Below are 25,835 nucleotides of genomic sequence, written 5' to 3' on the forward strand. Positions count from 1 at the left end.
TAACTTAGGTTCTGGCGTTTGCTATGTGCCACCTGCATATAACTTAAACAAGCTTTTTAAATATTGACTATATATCGCCAAGCTCACCGCGACCACGAACCTGTACATCTGCGGTGGGAATAAACGCAGTAGCCGTTGACGAAGCGATCGGACTGGTGGCTGTGGCGGGATTGCCGATTCTGGCAGTACCATCAGCAAATAGGGTGCGTTGGGTAATATCCCGGCGGAGCCTAGCCAGGGCATTGCTGCGCAGAAAGACTCTGGTGTTATATTCCAATGAATTAACACAGGCATAGAAGCCCGTTACTTGATCCTCAACTGGGATCGTACTGCCATCAGGCAGGGTATCAAATGCTCTTGGTACCCGCTGGGCATTAGCTCCGGTTTGACCAAGGTTGGGATTAGCGCAATCATTCCCATTAGCATTCCCATCCAACCCAACCAGAATATCTACATTCGATGCAGTACCAGGGTCTTCTTGGGCAGCAGCATAGGTTGTGTCATCCACATAATCAATCAGCACCTGCGGTTCTTGGGTAGGGGGGGCGCCAGCTAGATTATAAGGAGCACTCTGCCAATTGGCCATGCGATCTTTGAGGCTGCCAGCACCAGTGAGGTCAAAGCGACGGAACCCGGAATCAGGCAATACATAATAGAAACCAAGATCGGTTGGATCTTGAGAACCCCGTTGCGCAGTCAGGCCACAATTTGGTGTAGCCAGAGTGTTCCCTGCAGCAACAGTACAATCGGACTGAATCCCACCTCTTAGTTCCCAACGCAACAGTCGAGCAGCACCAGACCAGCCCGTACCCGGATCGTTTTTAGCAACAAAATAGACAACCAGTGAATAGGTGTATTCATCAGTGCCAATCATATTAGTGTCATTACAGCTAGGGTTGGGATCGCGGAGGCAACCGACCAAAACATCAGCACCGCTGGCCGTTGTTTGGGTCTCGAACCGATCGTAAAAAGAGCGCTTCCAGAACGCCAGAATGGGGATTGGATTGTCAACTTCTGTGAAAAATCCTGGCGCAGGTAATTGATTCACGCCAGGTGTGGGCGAAGCAGGTCCACCCATCAGGGCTTCCAGGCCGTCAGCATCATAGACAAAGATCGATTCCTGCAGGTCATCGGCAATAAAATCCATTGCGGCTTCTTGCTCTTGCTGGGTGTCAACCTTCGCTTGCTCACGGCGATCGGTTTCTAGGATCTGCACCACAAATGCCATCATGCTAGAGACAATTAATGTGCTGATAAACATCGCAACCAGCAGCTCGGTGAGGGTAAAACCGCGATCTGCCTTGGTTTTGCGTTTGCCGATCAATCTCAGGATAAGTTTGCCAATCATGGTTAAGCTGCCCTTTCTAACTGGAATAACAAAAAACGATCGTGACTTTTGCAGGATTTGCTTGTATCTAATAACTTTAATCAACAATTAACCCTAACAACCACTGAGAACCGCCTGATAGTCATTACTCGTGGTGGTATCAGTAGTGATATAGGAAGTTTGCACCGCCAAGGGGGCATCAGGACTCCCCAGTGTGCCAATAAAGGAATTTGCAGTTTGCTCAGTACCTGTAGGAAATGGTGTACTACGGAAAGCATCGGCTCGATAAACTCGCACCAACACTTGATAACCTTGTTGGGCAGGGCATTCTGGTCCACCTGTGCAGGTAGAAGGGCTCCGAATTGCCTGGATCACTAAATCTTGCACATCTGCTGGACTAAAACCATTGTTGTTGGTATCAACCAGCGTACCAAGATCGGTGGGAGGGTAAGAACCCGGTGCGGCCACAGCATCCAAACTACATAGGTCGGCGGCAATATATTCCTGCGGTACTGGTACAGCGGTGGATTTGAGCTTCTCAATATAGGACTTGGCGCTGCTAGTAGCTAGACCGATCCGCCTTGCTTGCACCCGCGAGGCCACACTGAGGGCGATCATTGGCGCTACCGATGCCACCAGAATGCTGACTACAACTACTGCGACCAGTGCCTCAATCAGGGTTACGCCCGATTGTGAGTCAGACCATCGGCGCGATCGCAATAGCATCATTAAAAAAATAGTGCGCCAGGATTTAACTTTGCCAGATCGATTGGGTTTTAGTGGTGCAAACATGGTGGATCGCCTTTGGTTTTCTGATAGTGCTGCAATAAATGATTTCGTGATTATGCGTAATTATTGATCAAGATTACCCAGGTGGATTATGACTAAATCCCTAATTTGATAAATATCTATACGTCTCTACTAACTATTTTAATCTGCAAGTTTGTAGTTCATTGTGTGCTCAACAGACTTGAAAATGACCAATAATCAATAAATTGAGCGCAGGGGATAGACATAATTCCTACCCCCCACTTGTTTGGCTTAGTTAATCACGTAGTTGGGAGGGGTACCCACAGGACAAGTAGCAGGTCTAAATTGTCCTGCGATCGCCGGTTCAACGTAGTCTTGAGCCTCAGCATCAGGTCCCTGGCCAGTCACAGTATCCACATCGAGGGTACCTGGCTGATAGGCACAGAGCAACGATTGGACAAACGGATCATCACGATCGACTTCCCTAAAGAACTCGTTTGGATCGGGCACTGCGGTTGAGAACCGTTGCGCAAACAAGTCAGGCGATTGGGTCAGCAGGCCAACATCATAACCCCACAGGCGATTGGGCGGGTTATAGAACGGAATCCGCTGCGTCGTACGCGACTGATAGAACCGCCAGAAGTTACTCAATGGCCCATTCACGTGGTTGGGATCGGTAAACAATGTCTGCATCCCATTGCGGGTAAATAGACCCAACGCATCAGTCGCTGGATAGGGTGCAGTGGCCGAGAATGGCGCAGTGGCAAATCGACTACGGAAGGACTGAATAAACCCACCATTAATTTGGATGTTGGTATCAGCCCAGTTCTCAATGAACCTGACGAAGTTGTGCAGGCCACCACCGGTTTCACCAGTAGTTGTGACTGGCTGTGGGTTACCAAGATCAATCCCAGCGCCCGTATCAATCCCACCGGTGCTATTGCCATCGACTGCATTAACTGGATTCGTAGGATCTAGGTCAGAGGTTTGGTAGGTAACACCAGCGCGGGATGGGGTATTACCGGAGACAAAGTAGGCATTGACGATCGTGTCGCTGGCCTGCTCTGTCCATCTTCCACCCGTGGAGTTGATATATTGATCAAACTCCTGGGGCATCCGACTGCCAAGTCCATTATTGGTGGTCGGATTATCCTCTGGTGAATGCAGTTGAGTAACTGGCATCATGATCGGTTCATCGGTCGAAGTTACCGCCGTGATCCAGGCATTGAACATTAAATCAGGTATCCCCGCCGGTGGCTGATCGTAGGTACTAAAGCCCAGGAATCTGACCCCACGGAAAGAAGTACATCTTACTTCCATCCCTGGTGGTAAATCATCATCGGGGAGCGATGAATCAGCTGGTGCTGGTAGATTTAGACCCAGGGCCTCAAAGCGATCGCGATTACTTGTCAGGGGATTATTGCCCCCCAACGCAATCGGATAGGAGAGACAGCTACCGGCATTGTCATTGATCAATAGCTCGGTGGCATTAGCAGGAGTTGAACCGGATTCGATCGGGGTTAAGAAATTCCCCGCCATTACGGTGCCATTGCGAAGTCCTCTAAATTGCAACCTGTATTGTGGATCAGTGCCGCTGATCGAGCCAGCAGTCTGCCTTGGCATCAACCAGTAGATATTATTGGGGCTGACCCCATCCAGTTGCATCTGCACACCATCAAAAATGACGTTGGAGATATTGAGATTGCCGGCTGGGTTAGCCTGAGGTTCTGGCAACTTGATTACAAAAATGGGATCTTTTTGATCACCAGCTCGCAACGTGATACGAGCATCCCTAAAGAGCCGACCCTGGGTGATTCTGGCTGCATCCTGCTGTGCCGGCGTTGTAGTTAGTGGGTTCTCGTTTGTAAACGTATTAGGTAGCGTCAGGACATTTACCTGCCGATCGGCATTGGCAGTCCATTCTCCGACCAGACGGCGTTCTTCATCACCACCGACAAAGAAAGTACGGGTAGGGGCAACTGACCAGACACCTGTATTAGACAGATTACTCAACTTAGTATAAACATCATTGATTACTGTCCGCGTGCCGTCGGGGCAATTGCCAGACCGCATTTCTTCTTTTTCGGCCATGTAGTGACGATCTTCACCGTCATAACCACAGAACAGATAGGCCGATGCCGACTGAGAGTCTCTGACAATATTTGTACCACCGCCAGCACCAGCATTTTCAGTCACTGGCAGGTTCAGATTGACTTGATTGGCAGGAATAGTAGGCGTAGTGCCATAGCCAAATGCAGTGTCTATGTCTGGGCAGGCAGATTTGAGCACATCATTACCAGAGATGACCATGCATTCGGCGCGCGGTAGCACATAACGATCGGGGCTGGATGGGCGATCGTTACGGTTCGTAGCGCCAGTGGTGAAGGCTTCAAATATGAATGGATGATTAGCAGGGTTATATCTAGCCATCCAGGAGCGACCCAGCCACATGTCAGTACTTTGAGTAGTGGTGGTATACCACAGATTTCGAGGCTGGGGATTTGGTTCATTTTCTGAATCCCGATCCAAATCGTAGATCATCACCGTGTTACCACGACCATCACCTTGATTGCCAGCGAATAGGCCAGTGGGCGGTACGATCGGGAAGTTAGGTGCTCGATGTATCACCAAGTTAAGAGAATTAGGCGCTGCCTGCTCTTGCCAGGACTCGGTGTCATTATCATTAGAACCATTGGTTGGGTTGGGATCGAATTCCTCATTCGCATCAAACTGCCAAGGGTATGCTGCGGCAATCCGACTCGACAATTGAGTATTGAGTGGTGGCGCTACCATAGCGATCGGCATCCCATTGAACCCAGCCTGAGCCACGGTTGGGTATTCCACTGCACCGACTCCAATGTCTGGTGTTGGTGTTGGTGCCGGGGTTGGCGTTGGCGTTGGTGCTGGCGTTGGTGCCGGGGTTGGTGTTGGTGCCGGGGTTGGTGTTGGTGCCGGGGTTGGTGTTGGTGCCGGGGTTGGTGTTGGTGCCGGGGTTGGTGTTGGTGCCGGGGTTGGCGTTGGCGTTGGCGTTGGCGTTGGATTAGTGGTCTGACACAACGAACCTACATTGTCAAATGGTGGTTGTGTAGATACATCAGCATACCTATTCGAATTACCCGTAGTTAAAGGCGAATCAGGATTTGCCTGTCTGCCTCGGCTCAGGATTTTACCTCTGCGTCTGCCAGCACCACCTGTTCTAATCACAGGCACAGATGAAGGATTGTCAGAACTACCATCCTTCATTACCATCCAGAAATATTCATCATACTCACATAACCGATCTTTATAGATCTGAACATTAATAGATATTGTGTTGTTGTAATTACTCTTTTGGTAAGCAGGATTGCTTGCATACGTAGCCGCATTAGGCCCCCATGCCAAGTATTGACCATTAGGTGGATCAACTGGGAAGCTGGGGACTGGGGTGATTTCTGGCAAGGCAATAAAGTCTTGTGGTCCTTCCAGTTCGTGCACATTTACAGGATCACCTGCTAATGCGGTCAATGGTGCAGCCGCAGGTTCATTATCAACTAGGTTGGTATAAGGAACAGTACCAGGTTTAGGATTACCTAACTGTGTGTCATATGGAGGAATACTTTCACCAGGGCTAGCACCACCAGGACGATTACCTACACCATAGCCAGATGGGCAGGGCGAAAATAGTGCAAGAGCATCCTCAAAGGCACATGTGAATGGTTGCACATAGTATGTTGTCCCTGGTGTAGTTTGCCCTCTCAAACGAATTTTAAACTGGATAGTGCGGTATAGCCCATCACTACCATAGTCTGTACCTTCAGTATCGGCGCGAGAATCGCCGCCCCTAAACTCAAAGTAAGGACGTTCGCGTGGTGGGCAGGGCACTGTGCCATAGGCGTTCCGGTAGTTACCATCCTGGTGGAATGGAGCCTCGCGGGAAATCCCAAACACATTAGGATAGGTACGGCCACCGGCACCGGCACCATTGACGACCCCCAGGGCGATCGGGAACATTTGCCAATCTTCCGTGTTGCCGCCCTCACCCTGGTATAGATGATTCTGGCCAGAGAGATCGCCATCACTGTCGCAACGAGCCACAAATAGCAGCGACTCATTCCCATCGTGGTAAATGTCGTCATAGCGCAAGAACGAGAATCTTCTGGCAAACCGTTGATCCTGCTCATCGATCCATCGGGGGGCAGCGACATTAGTACCTGCTTCCCTCATACCAGTGGTGCCAGCATAGTCCTTGACCCAGTCCTGGGGTTCGCATTCTGAAACCGGCAGCTTGCGGCAGATTTCCATGCCGTATTCATGCACGTTCTCACGGCGCTGGATCGGTGTGACACCATTGGCATTAAAGGTGCTGCGATTGTTGCCTGGGTATTCGTCGGCTACATCAACCCAATTGGCACTGGTGACAAAGTTGTTATTGAAGAAGCCATTCTTGAGCCTTGCCTTGGCAGCAGGACTGAGAATTTCTCGATCGAAACTACTGCCAGGTGAGTAGGGATCGCTCTGGTCATTATAAACAGAGGTGTCCTGGTTATTACGTAGGTCAAAGTCACCATCACTACGGAAGCCGTCATTGGAGGCCGCCGAAACGATCGACACCGCATCAGAGATGATCGTGGCCGGTCGCCATTCATCACCATTAGTACAGTTAACATTTGAACCAGGGCGGCAGGCAAAGTCAGGATTCAGGCCGTAATCTGGCGGGGTGCCATTATTACGGGTATAGAAGTTGCCCCAGTCTGCGGCCAGCGCAGTATTAAATTCCTCTTGGGTATGCAGGTTGAAGTCGCCCTTAACGTATAGCGGCAAGTTAGAGACCATGATCAGCCCTTTCTCACCCTCCGTGGCAGTAGTCACCGCAGGTTGACCAGTACCAGTACCACGCCACAAGCGTTGACCATCAACCAGGCGAATACCATTGGGACGACGGGTCGGGTCTAAGAGGAAGTCAGTTGGACTGAGCGCTTCGCGGGTAGCCTGAATCGTATTAGTATCGCTGAGATCCCTGAGTGCATCATCACGAGTGGCATAGACAATGCCACTGTAGGGTAATAAATATTCAGTGGCGACCCCACTATTATTACCACCAGCTACAGTCTGTCCCCGCAGCAGGTTCATATCGATGTCGGTAACCCGAATCTCCAACGGTTGGCGCTGTTCGATCTCAAGGTCATAATTCACCGAGTCAAGCTCAGCTAATGATTCACGGCGATTGATTGCCTTGATTTCTCTACCATCGAGGAATGCAGCTTCCTTGAATGTGCCGTGGGGAACAGCCGCATTAGTCGGCGCAATCGCACCACTGAGAATTTGCAGTGAACAAATCGTAGAATCGATCGCGCTTTGGTTAGCCAGGGATAGATTCACGCCGTTGGCAGCATTGGCTAGAGCCTGGCGCAAAGGCTCATTCACTAAGCGGCCATTGGGGAATACCAGATTAGCCTGGAAATAAAGCTGATTGAGAATACTACCACCACCTGGTGCTGCTGCTGTCGTTGGTGAGAACAAGCCATCCGCATCAGGAGCAGTTACTGCACCGAGCGCAGCGGCAGTGGTAGTGGGCGGGCCATAGCTAATCCCGTTATTAGATCGACCTTGAGCAGATGAGCCAGGACCAGGATTGGTGCCGTCGTAGGTGGGCAGGCCAGTTTGGTTCTGGGCTGTCTCTGGAGTTGAGTTGTCGTAGTAAGCACTGACACAGGCGATCGGTGCCTGATAGGTGCCAGGGATCGCTGGATCATAGGCGCTATTTTTGTAGTGGTAAACCGCGATCGCCCGCATTTGGAAATGGCCATTGCGCTGATCGCCAGTAGCAGGATCATTAACCGCGTTATTGGCACCTAATAGTGCACCGCCATCCGTAGCAGCAGCCCAGCGGCCATTGCGATCTAATCGACCATTACCATTAATATCTTCACCGGGATCAAGAACCCCATTAGGATTTGTATCTTCAGTCAAGATACGATCGGGAGCCCCTGGATCAAACAATAAATAAGGCCGCCATGCCGATCCATCCCAGCGCACTGCACCGGTCATTGGCATCGTGTCAGGCCAGACTACCGTAAATGCACTTTCATTGATATTCGGTGTAACAGGACTATTAAGTACATTTGGTGCCTGCGGCAGGAAGGTGTCAGCCGGATTTGGATCATAAACACCAGCGCTGGTGACTACCCGTAGACCACCAGTGACTGGGAAGGACTGGGGATTAGTATCAGTTGCTTCGCCAGGGCCTGCGCTGGGATCATCAGCCGCATTACGTTCCCAGAAACCACTTCGACCAGGGTCACCCAAGTCAACCAGGGTACTGATCTGGGTGGTGCGATAGCGTTCTCGTTTTTCGGGAATACCACCAAATTCATCCCACTCGATCGAGCCAACTGTAGCACCCACAAAGTTGCGAGCACCAGAAGTGCCTGTACCACCGACGAATTCAGGATTACCACCACCATCCAGACGGTACCATAGACCAGGCAGGTTATTTCCAGCCACAATCCGATCGCCCAGGAATTCTTCAGTGCCAGCGCCATTTTGAACCGTTGGCTCGGTGGCCGGCAGATTAACTAATGCGCCCGTACCATTAATGGTGAGGCCATTACCATCAGCGGGTAAACCATAGGCGATTGTGGGATCATAGGGGCTATAGCTACCAGCCGTGGCCGGTGGCAGCACCCAGTCCAATGGTGGTGAGAGGAAGGTAGCGCTATTGGGGAAAGCACTGAGGATATTAGCAACCGTACATTCGTTGCCAGCGCAATTACTGCTATAGAAAACACTGGCAGTATTAAGGGTGCCATCACCAAAGGGTACTTCTGCAAAAGGCACTTTGCGAGTACGGTTGCGGAAATAGCGATCGTACTCAATTTGATAGGCATCGGGAATACTGAGGCTAGGATCTTCCGTTTGCAGAGCGGCAACGGCATCAATTAGTTCCTGGGGATCGGAGTTAGAGCCTAGCGGCGTAACTGGTGCTCCAGCCGCATAATTCCAGCGGGAGGGGGCAAAAGCAGCCTGCACCAGCATATTAAGTCGCTGATTATAGGCACCATCATTGAAACCAGCCTCTGCACCAGGATTAGTCACAGTTTGGTCAGTGCCAGTAAAAGGAATTACCCCACCGGCAGTAGCAAGGGGATTGATGCCAGCACCCTTAAACAGGTGGAAGCTGGCTCCTTGAAGCGAAGTCAAATCAGGAGTTAGTGCATCACCATTGATTACATTCCCTGCCACCAGCACCTTAGCATTATCTTCTTCGTAATAGCAGGAGCGGGGGTCACTAACCTGATAGATATCGATCGGGTTGGTGGCGTTGGCAGCACCGATCATCAGGTTACTGTTGGTAAACACGCGACCATTGAGCCGGAAAGCTCTGGGTCTGGCTAGTTCTAGATCACTCTCAAACCATACCGCGTTGTTGTTCAATGGGGTACGCGATCGGTCTTGTTGCAGTTCCAGAGCCGAGATCGAGGAATTACCCTGGATCACCTCATACTGATTAACATCAAAAGCATCAGAATTGAAAGCTGGATCGCCGCTGACCGTTGGGGCATCCACCAGGTTGGTAAGTTGACCGGGCGTAATATCAGAGGTAATCGGGATTGTGGTGGCAAAGATAAAGAAGCTTTTCTTCAAACGGTTACCCGCAGCTTCCCAACCACCACCAGCGGCACCGGTTCCAGCGGCAGCAGCCTGGGCACAGATGTTTGAGTTGGCACTTTCATCCATCGGTGGTGTTCTGGATTCCAGCACACTGACCGGGCGGCCTGCTTGTCTGGCCAGGGCAGGCGATCGAAACTGAATCGAATAGATGCCAAATGTATCGAATCGGCCATTACCATCGGTGTCAACCGGGAAGCGCCAGACCGAGTTTAAAATTTCCTCTGTCCCTTGGTCAGCACTAAAGCCATCACCTAGATCGATTTGGGTATCACCGTCAAGACTAGCTACAGTTTGGAGGCGTGTTTCATCGGCAAAAGTATATCGCCTATTTTCGAGAGTAGTACCAAGTGCGCCATCGCTGGGTAAGCCGCGACCGAGGATAGGGTCATTCAACAACTGCTCAATTTTTGCCCTGGCCCGATCGACGATCGGCGTAGCCGCATTTCTAAACGCATCTTCAACCCGTTGATTAGCGGCAGTTGTGGCTCGTTGGGTGGCTCTACCGACCATCACCACCACTAACAGGGTGACAACGGTAGTGACCATTACCGTAACTGGCAACACAAACCCCCTCTGCCTGCCCGATCGCGGCACATTAGTACGACTCTGACTCAGCAAAGTACGCACAAACCGACGACTCAGGCGTAGGGGGCTGCCAGTACGATTCAGCCAATCCCTGAGTTTGGCAATCAACTGCGCAAAGAATTGTTGGATCTTCCTACGAGTATTTTCAGTGTCTCTCCGGCGCTGCTTGGACATGATCCCCTCAAATTAACCTATAGCGAGTATCTGTGGATTAAGGAACTTAAAAGTTGTGACTAGAATGGATTCTACCCATACCTGTTCTAAAAATTAACTAGGTAAGACTACTGATCTAGAATTTTTTTCGATCGGCATTAAAACTTTTTGCTTTACTTTTGCCCTGGTTTTGCTCTGGTTTTGCTCTGAAAGCCTAAGCATTTTGGCTGATCTATGGCTCACTGCTAACGGTTCATGGCGATCACAAGAAATTATCTGCAATTATTTTTAGCCCCAAATAATTGTTGTTTTAATTAAATTAATTGAACAATGCAAAGCCTCTCTGTTTAGGGAATGACCAGTAGGCTTATACTTCCCAGCATTTTAGTTAAGCTTTTTGCAACTAATTTCTAAGCTAGCCATGACAAAACGGCAAACCGATAGGTGATTAAACCATGAAGCAGGCCAATTAGAAAGCCGCCGCCTGTGGTCATCCCCATTAGCTTGAGCCGATCGCTAGCTGGTAGACCCAAATCGCGGATTTGTGGGCCAGCTACCACAATCGCCCCACCGATTAAGCCAATTAAAACTGTGGCCAGGGGTGCGGCAAACTGATGCAGGGTGGAAAGGGTCAGGGCGATCGTCAAAAGTAACATTAGGGCAACGCCAATATATTCATACCAATGGATTGGGGCGAGCACTGCTTGTTCATCTTCAGAATCAGTTTCACGCAACCCCAACCACATCACTACGATCGTGACTATTGCAGCCAGCAACGCCAATCCCCACCCCACCCGCACAAAAATAATTGCCAAGGCGGCGATCGCAGCGATGATGCCACCCAAGCCCACCGGAATTGCCAATGTGCCCAAAGTTAACACCCCCAGCCAGATCAAAAGTGCTTGCCATAGGTCAAAGATGCGATCTCGAAATAGATCGGCCAGGGTATGCCCCAGAATTGCATAGCCAATGGCGATCGCCAGCAGGGGGAGCCAGAGTTGGGGCGATCGGGACAATATTTGCTGCATAGCCTCGAAATTAATATTAATTGAGGGTTTAGGCATATTTAAGGATTAGATCGACATTCAGGTAGATTAAATCAGCAACCAACAATCTTGCGATCGAAATATCGAAATCACGACCAGTATTTACAAAAGTTTTCACAAAAGTTCGCCCTAACCTGCCAACAAAAGAGTGCGATTTACCCAGATGTCTGCTAAATTGCTGCCATACTGTGACCTGATCTGTGATCCAGTTTGCGATCGCGGTTAAGGCAATTAATTATTTATAAGTATCCCCGCCCAAAATTTTAAAGATCAAAAAAGATCAAATATGTCAGCGTTTCTCACTCAATCTCAGAATTATCAGAATTAATCGATATCGATCATGAAACTAAAAAAATATATAGCAGGATTTCTGCCAGCGGTTGTGGTTGCCGCTGCTGCTGGTTCAGTTAGTTTAAGTGTGGCGATCGCCGCCCAAGCAGAAGACATTCAAGATCTCAGCAAGCTATTTAATATGCGCGAATGCTTGAACTGTGATCTAAGTGGATCGGGGTTAGTATTTTCTGACTTTGCCCGATTTAATCTCAGTGGCACAGACTTTAGCGATGCCAATTTATCCCGTTCTGATTTACGTGGTGCCAACTTGAGTGGTGCTAATTTAGCGCGAGCTTCATTATTGGGAGCAAAGTTAAACGGTGCAGACCTTAGCAATGCCAACCTGAGCGGTGCTGATTTGAATGGCGTAGACTTGAGCAATGCCAATCTCAAGGGCGCTAATTTACGGGGCGCAGATCTCAGGGGTGCTTATCTGGTGAATGCGGATCTAGATGGCGCAAATATGGAGGGGGTCTATCTCAGAGGCGCGATCGGCATCCCCACCAGTGCTGCGACGGCAAGCGAGTTTTATACCTGGGGGGTAATGGAAGCCCAGGGTGGAGCCCACAAACAGGCGATCGCCTATTTCAATCAATCGTTGGAAGTTGATCCAGATTTTGCCTTTTCCTACTTAGGTCGGGCGATCTCGCGGCGGTTTCTGGGTGATTGGCCAGGGGCGATCGAAGACTCGAAACGAGCGGAAGAACTATTCACCGCGATCGAGCATTCGGAGGGCGTAGAGGTATCTAGTGCCCTGACCGATGCCTTGGAAAATCCACCAAAACCGGGCAAGTCCAATAGTGAGTTTGGCGCGATCGTCAATACGATTGGCTCAATGCTGTTGCAGTTCTTGCTTTAGGCTATAGCCTCGATTCGAGTGAAGCTATAGATCCGGCTTACTCAAAATAGTTATTAATATAGATGGCAAATTTGCGATCGCAGTTTAACTCTGGTTATTTCAATCAGGGTGATTTTGAGTTGCAAAAAAAACCTGATCAACTAAATCAATCCACTGGAGCAAGCAATTTTGGGCACATTCTCCAAACCAGCGATCGCTGATCTAAACCTAATCGATCGTTGAACTGATCACAATAACAAAATAAATCATCAAAAAAATACAACCTGACAATTTCGATCGCCAGGCTGTTTTGAGACTATCAAATTAAATTTTTTTCTTTGCCCTGTAGATATTGCCAAGCGCAAAATAATTTAGCTACGGCGCTTAGTTACCTGGTCGGCGATCTCCAACAAGCTGTCTGGCATATTTGCACCAGTGAGGATCACATCGACATGATCGGGACGATTGGAAATTGTTGCAATAATTTCTGCCTCATCGATCACCCCCAGCGGGATTGCCATATTTAGCTCATCGAGCAGTATCAGACCATGTTCACCATTGGCGATCGCGGTTTTGACAAATTGCCACAGGTTTTGAACTGCTTCTATCTCTGGCTTAGTTAGTTCGGTCGTGGGATCGATGTTACGAGCAAGATCGCAGCGCAACCAATCCAAGGTTTGGGCAAGCTGGCGGGGCGATTGGGTTCCCTGCCGGATGCCGCCCTGGAACATTTGGGCGATCAGCACTTTGGTGCCATGTCCAGCATGGTTGAGTGCCTGGGCAACTACTTTGCCGTAGAAGCGGGTTTGCGGCGCGGTGAAGATTTGGATGGTGCCTTTCTGCGGCACGACGGTGAGAGTCACTTTTCTGGTTTTCTGGGATTTTTTGCTGGGCTGGGTGTTTTTGATTTCGGCGACCATAACAAGTCTAGTGCTGGTTGTTGGGAGTGATATCTATCAAACACTAGATGTAGGAATAAGTCAATGATGATGTTATCTTATGTATTTATAATATTTGGCAAGATTTAACAACATAGGTTGACTTAATCAAAGTTATTGGTTCCTATTTTGTTAATTGAGGGTTTTAGCTGTTAGGTAGGGCGCAAATCATGACTTCATTTTCAGAGAGATTAGGCATAGAACCAGTTGATAGAACGATACAGATAGAAGGTGTTAACAAAAAATTAAAGACAGATTTATGGAATGCCTTTGCAGAATTTTACTGGTCGGGGGCACGGATACATAGCAAGATTAATCTTTATGATGCCTATAAAGAATTTCATCAAAACTATGAAACTGATTATGGAAATTATCTTTTTGTAGTGTTTGAGTTATGGACTAACTTCTTTATGAATGCCGTTGACGATGGTCCATTAAAAGTGGGTGATTGGAGCAAAAAAATATACAAGCTTTACGATAATCTAGAGTGGAATGAGGTTTTCGATTTCATAGAATTTATTCCTCGTCATGATAGAGATTTAGAGCGTGGCAAAGAATTTCGTGATTACTGTAATGTGATTTTAGATAGAGGATTTTCAGCCTATAGATTTGTAGGAGATATAGTAGCCCCGATTACTTTTGAACAAAATAGTAAAGAAATTGAGATGGCAATGGGCTATTCAGAGGCACTCCAGCCCGTATCAAACCATGTTGAGCGCGCATTGAAATTCACGTCGGATCGAAAATCTCCGGATTTTGCAAATTCAATTAAAGAATCTATAAGTGCTGTGGAAGCTATTTGCAGGAGGATTGCTGGCAGAGAAGATCTAACACTAGGCAATGCTCTAATAAAAGCTATGGATATTCTAGATTTAGATCCTAATTTAGCTGAAAGCATCAAAAAAGCTTATAAATATACCTGTAATTCTGGGGGGATACGTCATGCAGAAAAGGAAGGCGATAATATCCCAGAGTTTGAAGATGCCCAATTCATGCTGGTATTTTGTTCATCGATTGTCAATTATCTGACAGAAAAGGCACGCAAAGCAGGGATTGAATTATAGTGATTACTGATTCTAAATAACTGCGCTGAGATTAAAGAATGAGCCAAACACCCCAACAGCCCTGGAGCCAGAGATTCGAGACCGCCCTGCACCCCACGATCGTGCTATTCAATGCCAGCATCGGTTTTGACATCAACCTAATCGAATACGACCTAACCGGCTCCCAGGCACATGCCCAGATGCTCGCCAAAACCGGCATCATCAGCACCGAGGAAGGGGAAGCCCTGGTAAATGGCCTAGAGCAAATCCGCCAGGAATATCGAGAGGGTAAATTTACCCCCGGCGTGGAGTTTGAGGATGTTCACTTCGCCGTGGAGCGCAGGCTCACCGATCTGGTGGGTGATACGGGTAAAAAACTGCATACCGCCCGATCGCGCAATGATCAGGTTGCTACCGATGTGCGGCTCTATTTACGCGATCAAATTAAGCAAATTCAAACCCTGGTGCGGGAATTCCAAACCGCTCTGGTCACCAAAGCCGATCAATATGTCGATGCCCTGATCCCTGGCTATACCCATCTGCAACGGGCACAGCCGATCTCCCTGGCACATCACCTGTTGGCCTATTTTGAAATGTGCCAGCGGGATTGGGAGCGATTGGGTGATGTTTATAAGCGCACTAATATTTGTCCGCTTGGTTCAGGGGCGCTGGCTGGGACTCCCCACCCGATCGATCGGGCGCTCAGTGCCAAACTGCTTAACTTTGACTCCGTCGGTCGCAACAGCTTAGATGGTGTATCCGATCGGGACTTTGCGATCGAATTTCTTACCGCCAGCAGCCTGATCATGGCGCACCTGAGTCGATTGTCCGAGGAGATTATCCTCTGGTCATCCCAGGAATTTGGGTTTGTTTCCCTCAGCGACAAGGTTAGCACTGGCTCTAGCATTATGCCCCAGAAGAAAAATCCCGATGTACCGGAACTGGTACGCGGTAAAACTGGGCGGGTGTTTGGGCATCTGCAAGCATTGCTCACCCTGATTAAGGGTTTGCCCCTGGCCTATAACAAAGATATGCAAGAGGACAAGGAAGCGATCTTTGATGCCGTAATCACCACCAAGAGCTGCTTGCAGGCCATGACAATTATGATCGCCGAGGGGATCGAGTTCAAAGTGCCCCGCCTCGCTGCCGCCGTAGCCGAAGACTTCTCCAATGCTACCGACGTGGCCGATTATCTGGCCGCCAAAAATGTGCCCTTCCGCGAAGCCTATAACCTAGTGGGTAAGCTAGTCAAAACCTGCACCAGTGAGAGGATTTTGCTCAAAGATTTATCCCTGGAACGCTGGCAAGAATTCCATCCCCTATTTGGAGAGGATATTTACGCGGCGATCGCCCCTCAGCAAGTGGTGGCAGTGCGTAATAGCTATGGTGGTACAGGGTTTGAGCAGGTACGCCAACAGGTGGCAGCAGCCAAAGAGATTTTGAAAGCAGAGGTCTGAGCTATAACGCTTACCAATTAAAGGTTTTCTAGCGTTGGCCTGAACCCCGCTTGCGAGAGCAGTTGCAGTCGTTGTTCGGCTACCTGACGCTGGGCAAATGCTCCTGCCTGGATTACGGTGCGACCATTTTTATTACTGCGGAAGGCATCCGGCACAACCTTACGAACTGAGGCTAGGTTGGAATTTCCACCCATCGGCACCACCACCCGATAACGCAATGTAGCTGGGGCTGTAGGCGATAGGGCGATCGGGCGATTGCCAGGATTACTTGGTTCTCGCTCGATCAAAATTTCAGTGGGGAAGTCGTAGTTATAGTTATTATTTGGATTACTTGGATTGGTTGGTAATGGCAATGCATTATTAGTCGGTCGGGGGCTAGGCAGAGATGCAATGGTAGTAGGCGATCGCCGATCCAGATCAGAGGGCACATTGGCCACCGTATCAAGCGCACCGGCAATTTTGTTGCGATCGAATTGATTCCCCGCCGCAATTACCGATACGCCAGAAACATTATTAATATCTTTCTCACCATTGCTCCGAAACACGTTCCGACCAGGGTTGCTTGCAGTGCCAAGATCGGGGCTGGGTTGGCGATTGCGATCTTTGAGCACCACCAGGCCATTACGGCGATTGTTGGCGATCGTATTGCCGCGCAGGGCAGGAGTCGCCACATTGGAAATTATCACCCCATCCATGTTATTAACAATCTGATTATCACGCAGCACCACCCGCGATCGCTGTCCGATCGAAAGGCCAAAGCCAGTGTTATCAAAGGTGTTACCGCGAATTTCACCATTGCTATCACCCACCGCCGAGATGCCACTACCGCGATTGCGCGTAAAAATATTCTCACTAACTAGAACATTAGCCTTACCAGTGAGGAACACGCCATCATGACTGGTATTGGTAAAGGTATTATTGGCGATCGTGACGTTGTTGCGCCCCTCCACCCACAGGCCATAGCCCCTGGTATTGGGATTTGAAATCGTGATGCCGCCAATGTGCGAATTATTTGCCGCCAGGATCGTAATATTTTGACCGCCAAAGGTAGGACTAACAAACCTACCGCCGCCTTGGATGATAATGTCGCGGCCTTTGGTATTACCATTCCCCCGTAGTTGTACGCCAGGACTGAGCTTGAGCGGGAAATTTTCGCCCGTATTGGTGCTATAGGTGCCAGGGGCAAGCCGAATTACCGTACCTGGTTGGGGATTGGTAGCCAGGGCAGCGGTGATGGTGCGAAAGGGTTGCGATTGCGATCCATTACCATAGGTATCATTGCCATTGGGATCGACAAAAATAGTCACCTGGCCAATATAATTTTGGGCGATCAGCGATCGATTAGCTAGATTCTGGCTGGCAACATCATTACTTGAATTAGAATTAGCCAAATTTAAGTTAGAATTAGCCGAATTTAATTTAGAATTAGCCGAATTTAATTTAGAATTAGCCGAATTTAAGTTAGAATTAGCCGAATTTAAGTTATAAGTATGAGCTAAGGCTATTTGAGGCGATAACAAAGCCATACTAATTGCTAGTCCGATCGTCTGAAGCTTGGGCATAATTGATAATTCCTGGTGAGTAGGTATTAATCAGAGCTTCTGCCAGGACAAACTAACCACAAGCGCATAAGCATCTCAGCGGCAATTCACAGATTTAAACAGAAGTCTATTAATGAGAACTGTTAGATATTGACCAATTGGGCGCGAATTTGTTTCGATCGCGCAGCTTTTTCTGCTTCAGCATTTAGGCTTAAGGATTTTGCTTGACTGACATATCGATAACCTGCGATCGCTCTACTAATTCCCAGATCTCTTGGGCATATTTACTACCCGCCAGCTCAGCCGTATTACCATGATCGGCATTGGGGACAAGCACTAGTGCTTTTGGCTCTGGGGCTACTTCATAAAGCTTCTCGCTCATATAAGTAGGGATAATTTCATCTTCTGTGCCATGAAAAAATAAAACTGGCATGTCCAGATTAGGGATTTTGGCGATCGAATCAAATCGCTCCGTTAGCAATAGGTTGATGGGAATCCAACTTGGCGCATTAAACGAAGCCATATCCAGCATTGAAGTAAACCCACCTTCCACCACTAAACCGCCCAGATCTGGATTTTTTGCCGCCAGATCGATCGCCACTGCTCCTCCCAAAGAATAGCCATAGGCCAGGATATCCGTAGGTGGGATTTGCTTCTTTTCAATCAAATAATTCAAGGCTGTCTGGGCATCTTCATAAATGTTCGCTTCCTGGGGAAAATCACCACCACTACAACCATAGCCACGATAATTGATGATCAATACCGAAAAACCAGCTTTATGCAATCGCTCGGTCACATAAACATACTCACTCAGATTGCCACCATTACCATGAAAGTAAATGATTACCTTAGATGGCTTCTGCTGTTTTAAATCATTTGGCACCCACCAGGCATGGATGCGATCGCTTTCATTTTCCCTGAGCCATACTTCTTCGTAGTCAATACCCAGATCAGTTGGGACTTTAGCTGGATAGTCACTAGTTTGCCCACAGCCCCAGGGGAAATAGATCATCTTTCGTTGCCCCAAGCCAAAATAGGCACAAATGCCGCCATAGCCAAGCACAGCTAGACTAATCAGGCCGATCGCAATTTTTTTTAAATGTTTTTTCATCAGACTTCTAATGCTTAAATAATGGCTGAGATTGTGATTCCCTGATTGCTGCACTGGACTTTTACAAGAGTTCTATCAACTTAGCCAGCGGATTAGTAATATTAAGATGATTTAGATTGAATATAGTTGGCTGGCAATAGTAGCCAGGTTTTTAATTGTCTAATTTACCGGGTTTAACTGGATTGAAGCTGAGCAGAGAACCAGCATCATTAGAACAAGTGAAGCAAGTTATTAGATAGGTCAATCCTGGCGTGGAGCATACCCAATGTCTTGAATTTTGATTAATGTAGTTGAGGAAATGAAATAAAACTATAGAGCCCTGACTAACTGATCCGCTGCAATCATAATTACACTGGTGAATCTAGTATTTTTAATATTTTTAATATTAAAGTGTATGAGCCTGCCGGATTAAATTTAATTGTTAGGCCAGCAGTGCAGAGGATCTTTGCAGAATTGCAATTAATTTGAATTTAATTAAGGTAGTCAAGTAGAAGTAGCAATTCAAGCATGGAATTTTTAAATCAAATAATTGCCCATCCCCAGGTGCAAAAATGGGGTGACACGATTCTGGCTGAAGCACCTACCTGGATTACCTTTGTGGTGTTTATCTTAGTCTCAATCCTGGTGGGTAAATATACACCCAACCTGGTCAAAGCCCTGGTAGAAAAGTTTGCTCCCGATCGCTTAGTGGCTCCCTTTGAAAAGCTGATCGAGCCCCTCAAAGAGCTATTTGTGATCACTGGCACTTTTATTCTGGTTTCCATGTCCCTGGTTTGGATTCGTTCCTATGAACCGCTCTATAGTCTACTGAAGCCATTTGCTGATCTTGCCGTAATCGCTAGCATTGCCTGGTTGGTGTCGCGCTTTATTAAGCAGTTGCTGCGGGTCTATGGCATTGACATTGTGCGGCGAATGGGGCTGGAAGTTGACGAGCTATTGTTGGTGTTTGAAGCTTTTATTAATTTCCTGATTGGGTTTGTGGCCATTTTGGCATTTGCCCGATCGCAAAATTACGATCTGCTGGGCGTGGTGGCCAGTGTGGGCTTGGTGGGGATTGCGATCGCCTTTGCGGCCAAACAAATCCTGGAGCAATTACTAAGTACGATCGTGTTGTATTTGGATCGTCCCTTTGTGCCCGGTGACTATATTCGCCTCAATAGTGGTCAATTGGGGCGGGTGGAATCAATCGGGTTGCGATCGACCAAAATCCGTACCCTGGCCAAAAGCACCGTGGTGATTGTGCCAAATTCGACGCTGGTGGGGATGGACATTGAGAATGTGACGATGGCCAAGAAGGTGATGGTAATGCTTTATCTTGATTTCGATCGCCATCTGGAAGACAAGGAACATGCACTGGTGCAACAGGTAGTTAGAGACAGCACCAATTCACTATTTGGTATTGATCCTGGCAGTACCCGAATCACAATCATGAAACATGATCACCTGGAGACAAGCCGCGCCAGGGTTACTTTCTTTATCCTCGGTTCCAATGAAAATTCGCTCGAACTAAGAAAGCGTTTGCTGGAGCTGGCCAACGAGAGTATGACTGCAGAGCTGAGAACCTATGGGATTGAATTTGCAATGCAAGATCCGACTATCTATGTGGAATCGCCTGTGACTATTTAGGTGATTTACCAGGGGCGATCGTCTAGCGCTATTAATATTAATTGGGACAATCGAGCGTTGCCCTGGTAGCCCTGCGTTGCTCTGGAGATTCCGCAAAAGTTTGTCCCGCTGCAATTTTACAAAAATAAGTTTTGCTAGTATCCGCTAAATTCACCACATCCGTAAAATCAGCCCCATCAATACTCGCTAGCTGATTCACATCCGTACCGCGTAAATTGGCTCCACTCAAATTTGCCCCAATTAAATTCGCCTGGGTCAAGTCCGCTGAGCTTAAATCCACCTCTCGCAAGTCGGCATAGTTGAGATTCGCTAATTTTAAATTTGCCGATCGTAAGTCGGCCAGCAATAGTACCGCTGCTTCCAGTTGGGCATTCTCTAGCTCTGCTGCACTTAAATTACTTTCCTGCAAATTTGCCTTCAATAAATTGGCATCATTCAAATTAGCCAGCAACAAATTAGCCGCACTGAGATCGGCCAACGAAAGATCGGTTTGGCTCAGATCCGCCCGCATCAATTCTGCACCGCGCAACACCGCAAAATTAAGATCGGCCTGTTTCAAATTAGCCCGCAATAGCCGCGCCCCGGTTAAATTCACCTCCGACATGATTGCATTGGTCAGGTTGGCTTCGGTTAGGTCGGCACCGGAAAAATCCACACCGCGTAAATCTGCGCCTGTTGCGATCGCCCCAGTTAAGTTCGCGCCGCCCAATCTGGCATCACTGAAGTCAGTTTCGGAGAGCAGGGCATTTTGCAAGTTAATCTCGTTTAACTCTGCGCCGCTGAGAATTTCACCGCTGAGATCGACATTGGCAAAGTCTCGTTCGCCCTCTGCATAGGCACTCAACAATTCGGCGGCGGTGATTGGTGCTAATACAATTTCTGGATCATTATTTGCATTTGGGCTGGGAGCGGGATTAGATGTGGCAGTCGAATCGGTTGCGTCAGGATTAGTCTCGCTATTAGTGGGCTGGCCAGGACTGGGTTGAGTAGGGATCGAACCACGATTACTAACGCGATTACTCAGCGTACTGATCACGATCGTAGCCATCAGGGCACTGAGCCCCAGGGTTAAACCCACCACCGCAGTGAGCATCAACCATTGCGATCGCGGTAGGCTTGCGCTGCCAGTTTTAAGCGTTTGCAAGTAATGGCCTGATTTGAGGCGTTGCCATAGTCCAGGTGGCTCCACCACGATCATATCGCCCCGACAGCGGCGGATCAGTTGCGATCGTAATTTTTTGGTGGCCGGGTCTTCGATCGTAGCGATCGATTGAAATACCGGTGATGATTCCGGCTCTTTGAAGTCATCCTGCCGAAAAATCAGGTTCTTATTGTCTTCGTGGAACGATTGCCAGAGTTGCGGTTGCTGCGCCAGGGCATGGAGCGAGAGGGAAATTACATCAAAGGAAAACTCATCCACCGATTCATCAAAGTCATGGGGCGATCGGGCGGGTGCTTGATAGTTGGGGTGTCCGGTTTCGATCGGTGGGTTGCCCCTCAGCGCTGGCACATACATGCCGTCATAATCAACCAGCTTTAATTCACCACCATTGGTGACCATAATGTTGCCATGCTGCAAATCACCGTGGCCAATCCCGGCCGATCGCAGGTCTGATTTTAATTGCTTAAGCTTTTGATCCAGGCTTAGTAACTCTTTGGCATCATTAATATGCTCACCAATATAGAGATCTAATTCCTGGCCGTCGATCCAATCCATTTTCAAAATTGGATACCATTGCCCCTGCACCAGAATGCCATGATCAATAAATTCAAAATCCACCAGATAGGGCAAATTAGACTGCCGCAGATGATCGCCAATTCTGGCATAGCGCTCTTGCACATCAAACTGGGGTGCCCTGGTGAAGCACCGCACCGCCCATGATTGCTCTTGATTGCAAAGTTTATAAACCGTGGCAAAGTTACCCGACCACAGCAACATGCGGCCGCGCTGGTTTTTGGCCGGATGCGATCGCCGCAACTGTTCGTCTTGAAAACAGATCTGCGGATTTTGCACCGCCGCGGTGAAATCAATGTTGAGGGGCCAACTTTCGGAAATCATGACCTTCATAACGTTAAGACAACCTTAGGTTACGCTAAGGTGCAGCATGGTGGTGTCGTCATTTTGCAACAGGTGCCGATCGCGCAAATGCTCGACCCAATCGCCAAAGGCATGGCGATCGCTAAATTTATTTAATTCCTGCCAGGGATTGGCATTCGCCTCAATTTGCCTCAAGATCCAACTGGCTAAGGCATCGGTGACTAGATAAAATTCGTCGCCCACCACGGCGCGATCGCAGAGATGTTTAATGGTGGGCAGGGTCTCGGCATTTAGCAATGAGCCAACCAGACTGGAACGGTGGCTAAATTGACTAGCATGATCGATCGGAAAGCTGTGCAAAAGTTGACCATCTCTGACCACAAACAGACAAGAATCACCGATCGCCATGGCGCGCCAATAATTGTTTGCGTCTATTTCTAATCCTAGCAAAGTAGCGAACGTGCCTGCTTCAGCCTTGCGCTTAGCATACCAGACCAGCTCTTGTGCGAGAATCCATTTTGCCCAGTTTAGTTGCAGCGGCATCAACCAGTTACTTAGATTACTTAGATTATTTAGATTATTTAGATTATTTAGTTGCTGATGATTTTTACCCATCGGCTCAGTTGAGTCAGTCAGTTCGCCATTGTGATTCACTAATTGATCGCTTTGATCGGCATTAACAAAATCCAAAAAACTTGATGGCTGCAAATCAGGCCGATCGCCATTATTAAGATCAACAGCATTATTTGCCCCCAAGATTTCGCCAGAATCAATCCCCCTTTCACGATCAGGCCAAATTGGTACATCTACAAACCTGGTCACCAAATCCTGTGCCCATTTTTGCGCGAATGATGATTCCGTCGCGCCATCGGCGATCGCAAAACAACTCGATCGTTCATTCTGTTGCCAGGCATAGGCATCTTCGCATTCAGACCTTGTATTCCCAGCCTTAGCCACGCTATAGCAACTAACTAAGCGGATGTTGCTGGCGATCGGCAGATTATTAGTAGTGTCTGGGGCGATCGCCTGGGTGGGCATGTTGCTTTGGTCTTTAGTTTGAGAGTTATTGAAGTTGATTTGGTTGGGATGGGGATCGATCGCTAAAGAGCCTAACACAGTTGATTGATTGGGGCTAGCGGTGTTTTTTGCTTCACCTTTCTTAGCAATTGAATCACTTCCAAAATTACTAGCTTGATTTCCTTGCTGGTTCTGCTCATTAATTCGAGCAATAGTTTGCTGGTTAGGGCTATACAAAGAAGACCGCCCCGGTGCAGCATTGTTCCCATCAGCATTGGCGGAGCGATCGCCACCCCCCAAACGACCATAGATATAGTCAAATAGACTCTTAAACATCAGCTAACCCTATCCACCAAACCGATCGCCAGCTATTTAATATCCCCCGCCGATCTCCTGCTTACTTTGCTGACTGATTAAATCATGAGCTAAATCACGATCGGAGACTTTGGCGCTGATCCTACCTCAATTTCTAATTAGCTGTTAGCTTAATTCAAACCTAAGCCGATCAGCCGACTGATACTGCTGGTTATCCAGTTTGAGATTGCGTCTGGCTCAAACAGCAGCCCAACAATCCAAGATGTTGTTGTTAGAAGGGTGAAGGCTGATCGCTCTTGTAAGCAATATTAAATTCCCTCGATCGTCCATCTCCCATAGCCACAATGCAATAAGCGGGTCAATCACTTGGAGCAGGATTATTTAACTGAACTATATAACTGCAGCAAAATGCGACAGCCAACATTAGCGCAAATTATCTACTCTTGTACCAATATCCAGAAACTGAATCAACTTGACTGGATCGGCATTAAACATAAAGGCGCGGGAATCGGCCGACACCTTGTAGCTCTCATTCTCAGCCGCTTTCTGGGCAGAACTGGGCAGAATACTAGAAAGCTCATACATTAACTTGGCATAGGGATCATTTAGCACTTCTGCATGATTAGGGAAGCAAACCGGAGCCGCATACTCAGAGGAAAGATGGATGTTGTAGAGCAGCACATTGCCATCATTGGTATGTAGTTGCTTGAGGTTTTCAGCTTCTTCGCGGGGATCGCCATCGGTGGACTCGCCATCAGTAATATTAATTACCGTCGGTGGATAGCTATTGGGGTGTTGATCGACCCATTCCGCCAGAATCGTGTGGGCAAAATCAAATACACCACACATCGCCGTACCGCCATGGGCCATTGGCTTGAACCAAACCGGAAAATCATTGGCAACTTCGATCATCCCGCCCATACCGTCTGGCACTTCATGAATGCGATTTTCTAGCTCAGATGGGTTTTCGTAAATTGTACTAATCGGGGCGATCGTCCGGCCAGAGAGCGCACCATTAAAAGCAGGACTCACGTCGCTACTATAGCCAATTACCCCCACATCAAAATAATCATAGATCTCATTGCCCTTCACACAACGCTGACCAAGGGAGTCGATCAAACGATTTACAGCATCAGCCACTGCCTGTGCCTTTTGGGTCTCAGGGCTGCCCTGCCCGCTAAAACTGTCAGCCATCGATCCAGAACGATCGATCAAGAACAGAAAGCAACTTGGATTGCGGCGGCTAATTTCGGCGGTATAGGGCATATGCGGATTAACCAGATCTTGGATAAATTGGGCTTATTTGTCACATAGTCTATCAAAGCTAAACTGACCCTTGCTACGGCCATTTGTCTTTGCTTGTGCTACGCGCGATCGCCTAGGCTCTGCTTAGTTACACTAAGATTAATTTAATTCTGGAGTAATTCAATTCAATAACTAAACATCATGACCGATCTATTTGCCAGTCTGCTTGACAATGCCCTCAAAAAAGAAAACCTGTTTGCGCTGTCGCTATTTCCCTACCTGGCTTTTCTATGGTTTATCACCAAGTCCAAGCTCATGCCCAGAGTGGCGCTATTTGGCTTCTATGGCACGCTGGTATTTGTGGGCGTAACGATTCCGGTGGGCATTTATGCTGAAAAAACCTATGGCACTTCGCTGGCCAATGTGGATTTTTTGCATGGTGGCGCGGAGGTGTTTTTAACCTTGGCAAATATTCTGGTGGCGGTGGGGTTCAAGATTGCGATCGATCGGTTTAAGGAGCAGCAATCAGATCAACCGGAATCACCCCAAAATTAGTTTTAATTTTGGCTATACCAAGCGCAAGACTTATGCTATTAACTAGCATGGTGAGATTATCAATTTGAGACGTTGATTTTCCAGTAAATAATTTGTTGATCGATGATGATGCTAAACCCGATCGGTGCTAATCGGTAAGCATAATTTAGTCAATGATCTAATGAACGAATCATTTAGAATCTTGCCTGATTGTGGTTTGACCTGGGTGGCTGAGGCTTGTGATTTTGATATTTTTGCAGAGGCTAAAAAGGCTATGTGGAGCTTTTT

At 48.1% G+C, this 25,835-nt stretch carries 15 protein-coding genes; 5 read left to right on the plus strand and 10 right to left on the minus strand.

Features of this window, described 5'->3' with window-relative positions; all coding sequences use genetic code 11:
• Nucleotides 1-67 precede the first annotated feature (67 nt).
• The 4 genes from hpsC to PSE7367_RS00970 form a co-directional block, all read right to left on the minus strand.
• Nucleotides 68-1,348 (minus strand): hormogonium polysaccharide secretion pseudopilin HpsC, encoded by a 1,281-nt coding sequence (gene hpsC, locus PSE7367_RS00955; RefSeq protein WP_015163484.1) that lies wholly within the window; start codon nucleotides 1,346-1,348, stop codon nucleotides 68-70.
• Between the two features lie 93 nt (nucleotides 1,349-1,441).
• Nucleotides 1,442-2,119, minus strand: coding sequence for a prepilin-type N-terminal cleavage/methylation domain-containing protein (locus PSE7367_RS00960; RefSeq protein ID WP_015163485.1), 678 nt, complete (start codon nucleotides 2,117-2,119; stop codon nucleotides 1,442-1,444).
• A gap of 249 nt (nucleotides 2,120-2,368) precedes the next feature.
• The gene (gene hpsA, locus PSE7367_RS00965; protein ID WP_015163486.1) at nucleotides 2,369-10,486 is read right to left on the minus strand and encodes a hormogonium polysaccharide biosynthesis protein HpsA; all 8,118 of its coding nucleotides are present in this window, start codon (nucleotides 10,484-10,486) and stop codon (nucleotides 2,369-2,371) included.
• 389 nt (nucleotides 10,487-10,875) lie between these two features.
• Entirely contained in the window at nucleotides 10,876-11,493 is a 618-nt protein-coding gene (locus tag PSE7367_RS00970; RefSeq protein ID WP_015163487.1) for a hypothetical protein, read from the minus strand.
• Between the two features lie 358 nt (nucleotides 11,494-11,851).
• On the opposite strand from PSE7367_RS00970, the gene PSE7367_RS00975 reads away from it, so the two are divergent.
• Nucleotides 11,852-12,703 (plus strand): pentapeptide repeat-containing protein, encoded by an 852-nt coding sequence (locus PSE7367_RS00975; RefSeq protein ID WP_015163488.1) that lies wholly within the window; start codon nucleotides 11,852-11,854, stop codon nucleotides 12,701-12,703.
• A gap of 350 nt (nucleotides 12,704-13,053) precedes the next feature.
• Here the strand turns inward: PSE7367_RS00975 and PSE7367_RS00980 are convergent, their stop codons facing one another.
• The gene (locus PSE7367_RS00980; protein WP_015163489.1) at nucleotides 13,054-13,602 is read right to left on the minus strand and encodes a cob(I)yrinic acid a,c-diamide adenosyltransferase; all 549 of its coding nucleotides are present in this window, start codon (nucleotides 13,600-13,602) and stop codon (nucleotides 13,054-13,056) included.
• 188 nt (nucleotides 13,603-13,790) lie between these two features.
• On the opposite strand from PSE7367_RS00980, the gene PSE7367_RS00985 reads away from it, so the two are divergent.
• Together PSE7367_RS00985 and argH are read left to right on the plus strand one after the other, a co-directional pair.
• Nucleotides 13,791-14,684, plus strand: a complete 894-nt coding sequence (locus tag PSE7367_RS00985) for an AbiJ-NTD4 domain-containing protein (protein ID WP_015163490.1) — start codon at nucleotides 13,791-13,793, stop codon at nucleotides 14,682-14,684.
• 38 nt (nucleotides 14,685-14,722) lie between these two features.
• Nucleotides 14,723-16,120, plus strand: a complete 1,398-nt coding sequence (gene argH / locus PSE7367_RS00990) for an argininosuccinate lyase (protein WP_015163491.1) — start codon at nucleotides 14,723-14,725, stop codon at nucleotides 16,118-16,120.
• 17 nt (nucleotides 16,121-16,137) lie between these two features.
• On the opposite strand, the gene PSE7367_RS19910 is transcribed toward argH, so the two are convergent.
• On the minus strand, nucleotides 16,138-17,682 hold the full coding sequence (locus tag PSE7367_RS19910) for a DUF1565 domain-containing protein (protein ID WP_015163492.1): 1,545 nt from the start codon (nucleotides 17,680-17,682) through the stop codon (nucleotides 16,138-16,140).
• A gap of 190 nt (nucleotides 17,683-17,872) precedes the next feature.
• Nucleotides 17,873-18,772, minus strand: a complete 900-nt coding sequence (locus PSE7367_RS01000; RefSeq protein WP_015163493.1) for an alpha/beta hydrolase — start codon at nucleotides 18,770-18,772, stop codon at nucleotides 17,873-17,875.
• Between the two features lie 507 nt (nucleotides 18,773-19,279).
• Between PSE7367_RS01000 and PSE7367_RS01005 the strand changes: the two genes are divergently transcribed.
• The gene (locus tag PSE7367_RS01005) at nucleotides 19,280-20,398 is read left to right on the plus strand and encodes a mechanosensitive ion channel family protein (RefSeq protein ID WP_015163494.1); all 1,119 of its coding nucleotides are present in this window, start codon (nucleotides 19,280-19,282) and stop codon (nucleotides 20,396-20,398) included.
• 37 nt (nucleotides 20,399-20,435) lie between these two features.
• On the opposite strand, the gene PSE7367_RS22595 is transcribed toward PSE7367_RS01005, so the two are convergent.
• The 3 genes from PSE7367_RS22595 to PSE7367_RS01020 all read right to left on the minus strand — a co-directional run bounded on the left by PSE7367_RS22595 (nucleotide 20,436) and on the right by PSE7367_RS01020 (nucleotide 25,034).
• Nucleotides 20,436-22,457, minus strand: coding sequence for a pentapeptide repeat-containing protein (locus PSE7367_RS22595; protein WP_015163495.1), 2,022 nt, complete (start codon nucleotides 22,455-22,457; stop codon nucleotides 20,436-20,438).
• 24 nt (nucleotides 22,458-22,481) lie between these two features.
• Nucleotides 22,482-23,789: a hypothetical protein gene (locus PSE7367_RS19920; protein WP_015163496.1), complete on the minus strand. Its 1,308-nt coding sequence runs from the start codon at nucleotides 23,787-23,789 to the stop codon at nucleotides 22,482-22,484.
• 402 nt (nucleotides 23,790-24,191) lie between these two features.
• Nucleotides 24,192-25,034: a vWA domain-containing protein gene (locus PSE7367_RS01020; RefSeq protein ID WP_015163497.1), complete on the minus strand. Its 843-nt coding sequence runs from the start codon at nucleotides 25,032-25,034 to the stop codon at nucleotides 24,192-24,194.
• Between the two features lie 180 nt (nucleotides 25,035-25,214).
• Between PSE7367_RS01020 and PSE7367_RS01025 the strand changes: the two genes are divergently transcribed.
• Entirely contained in the window at nucleotides 25,215-25,568 is a 354-nt protein-coding gene (locus tag PSE7367_RS01025; RefSeq protein WP_015163498.1) for a DUF3593 domain-containing protein, read from the plus strand.
• Nucleotides 25,569-25,835 lie beyond the last annotated feature (267 nt).

It is taken from the genome of Pseudanabaena sp. PCC 7367, from assembly GCF_000317065.1.
Taxonomy (GTDB): domain Bacteria; phylum Cyanobacteriota; class Cyanobacteriia; order Pseudanabaenales; family Pseudanabaenaceae; genus Thalassoporum; species Thalassoporum mexicanum.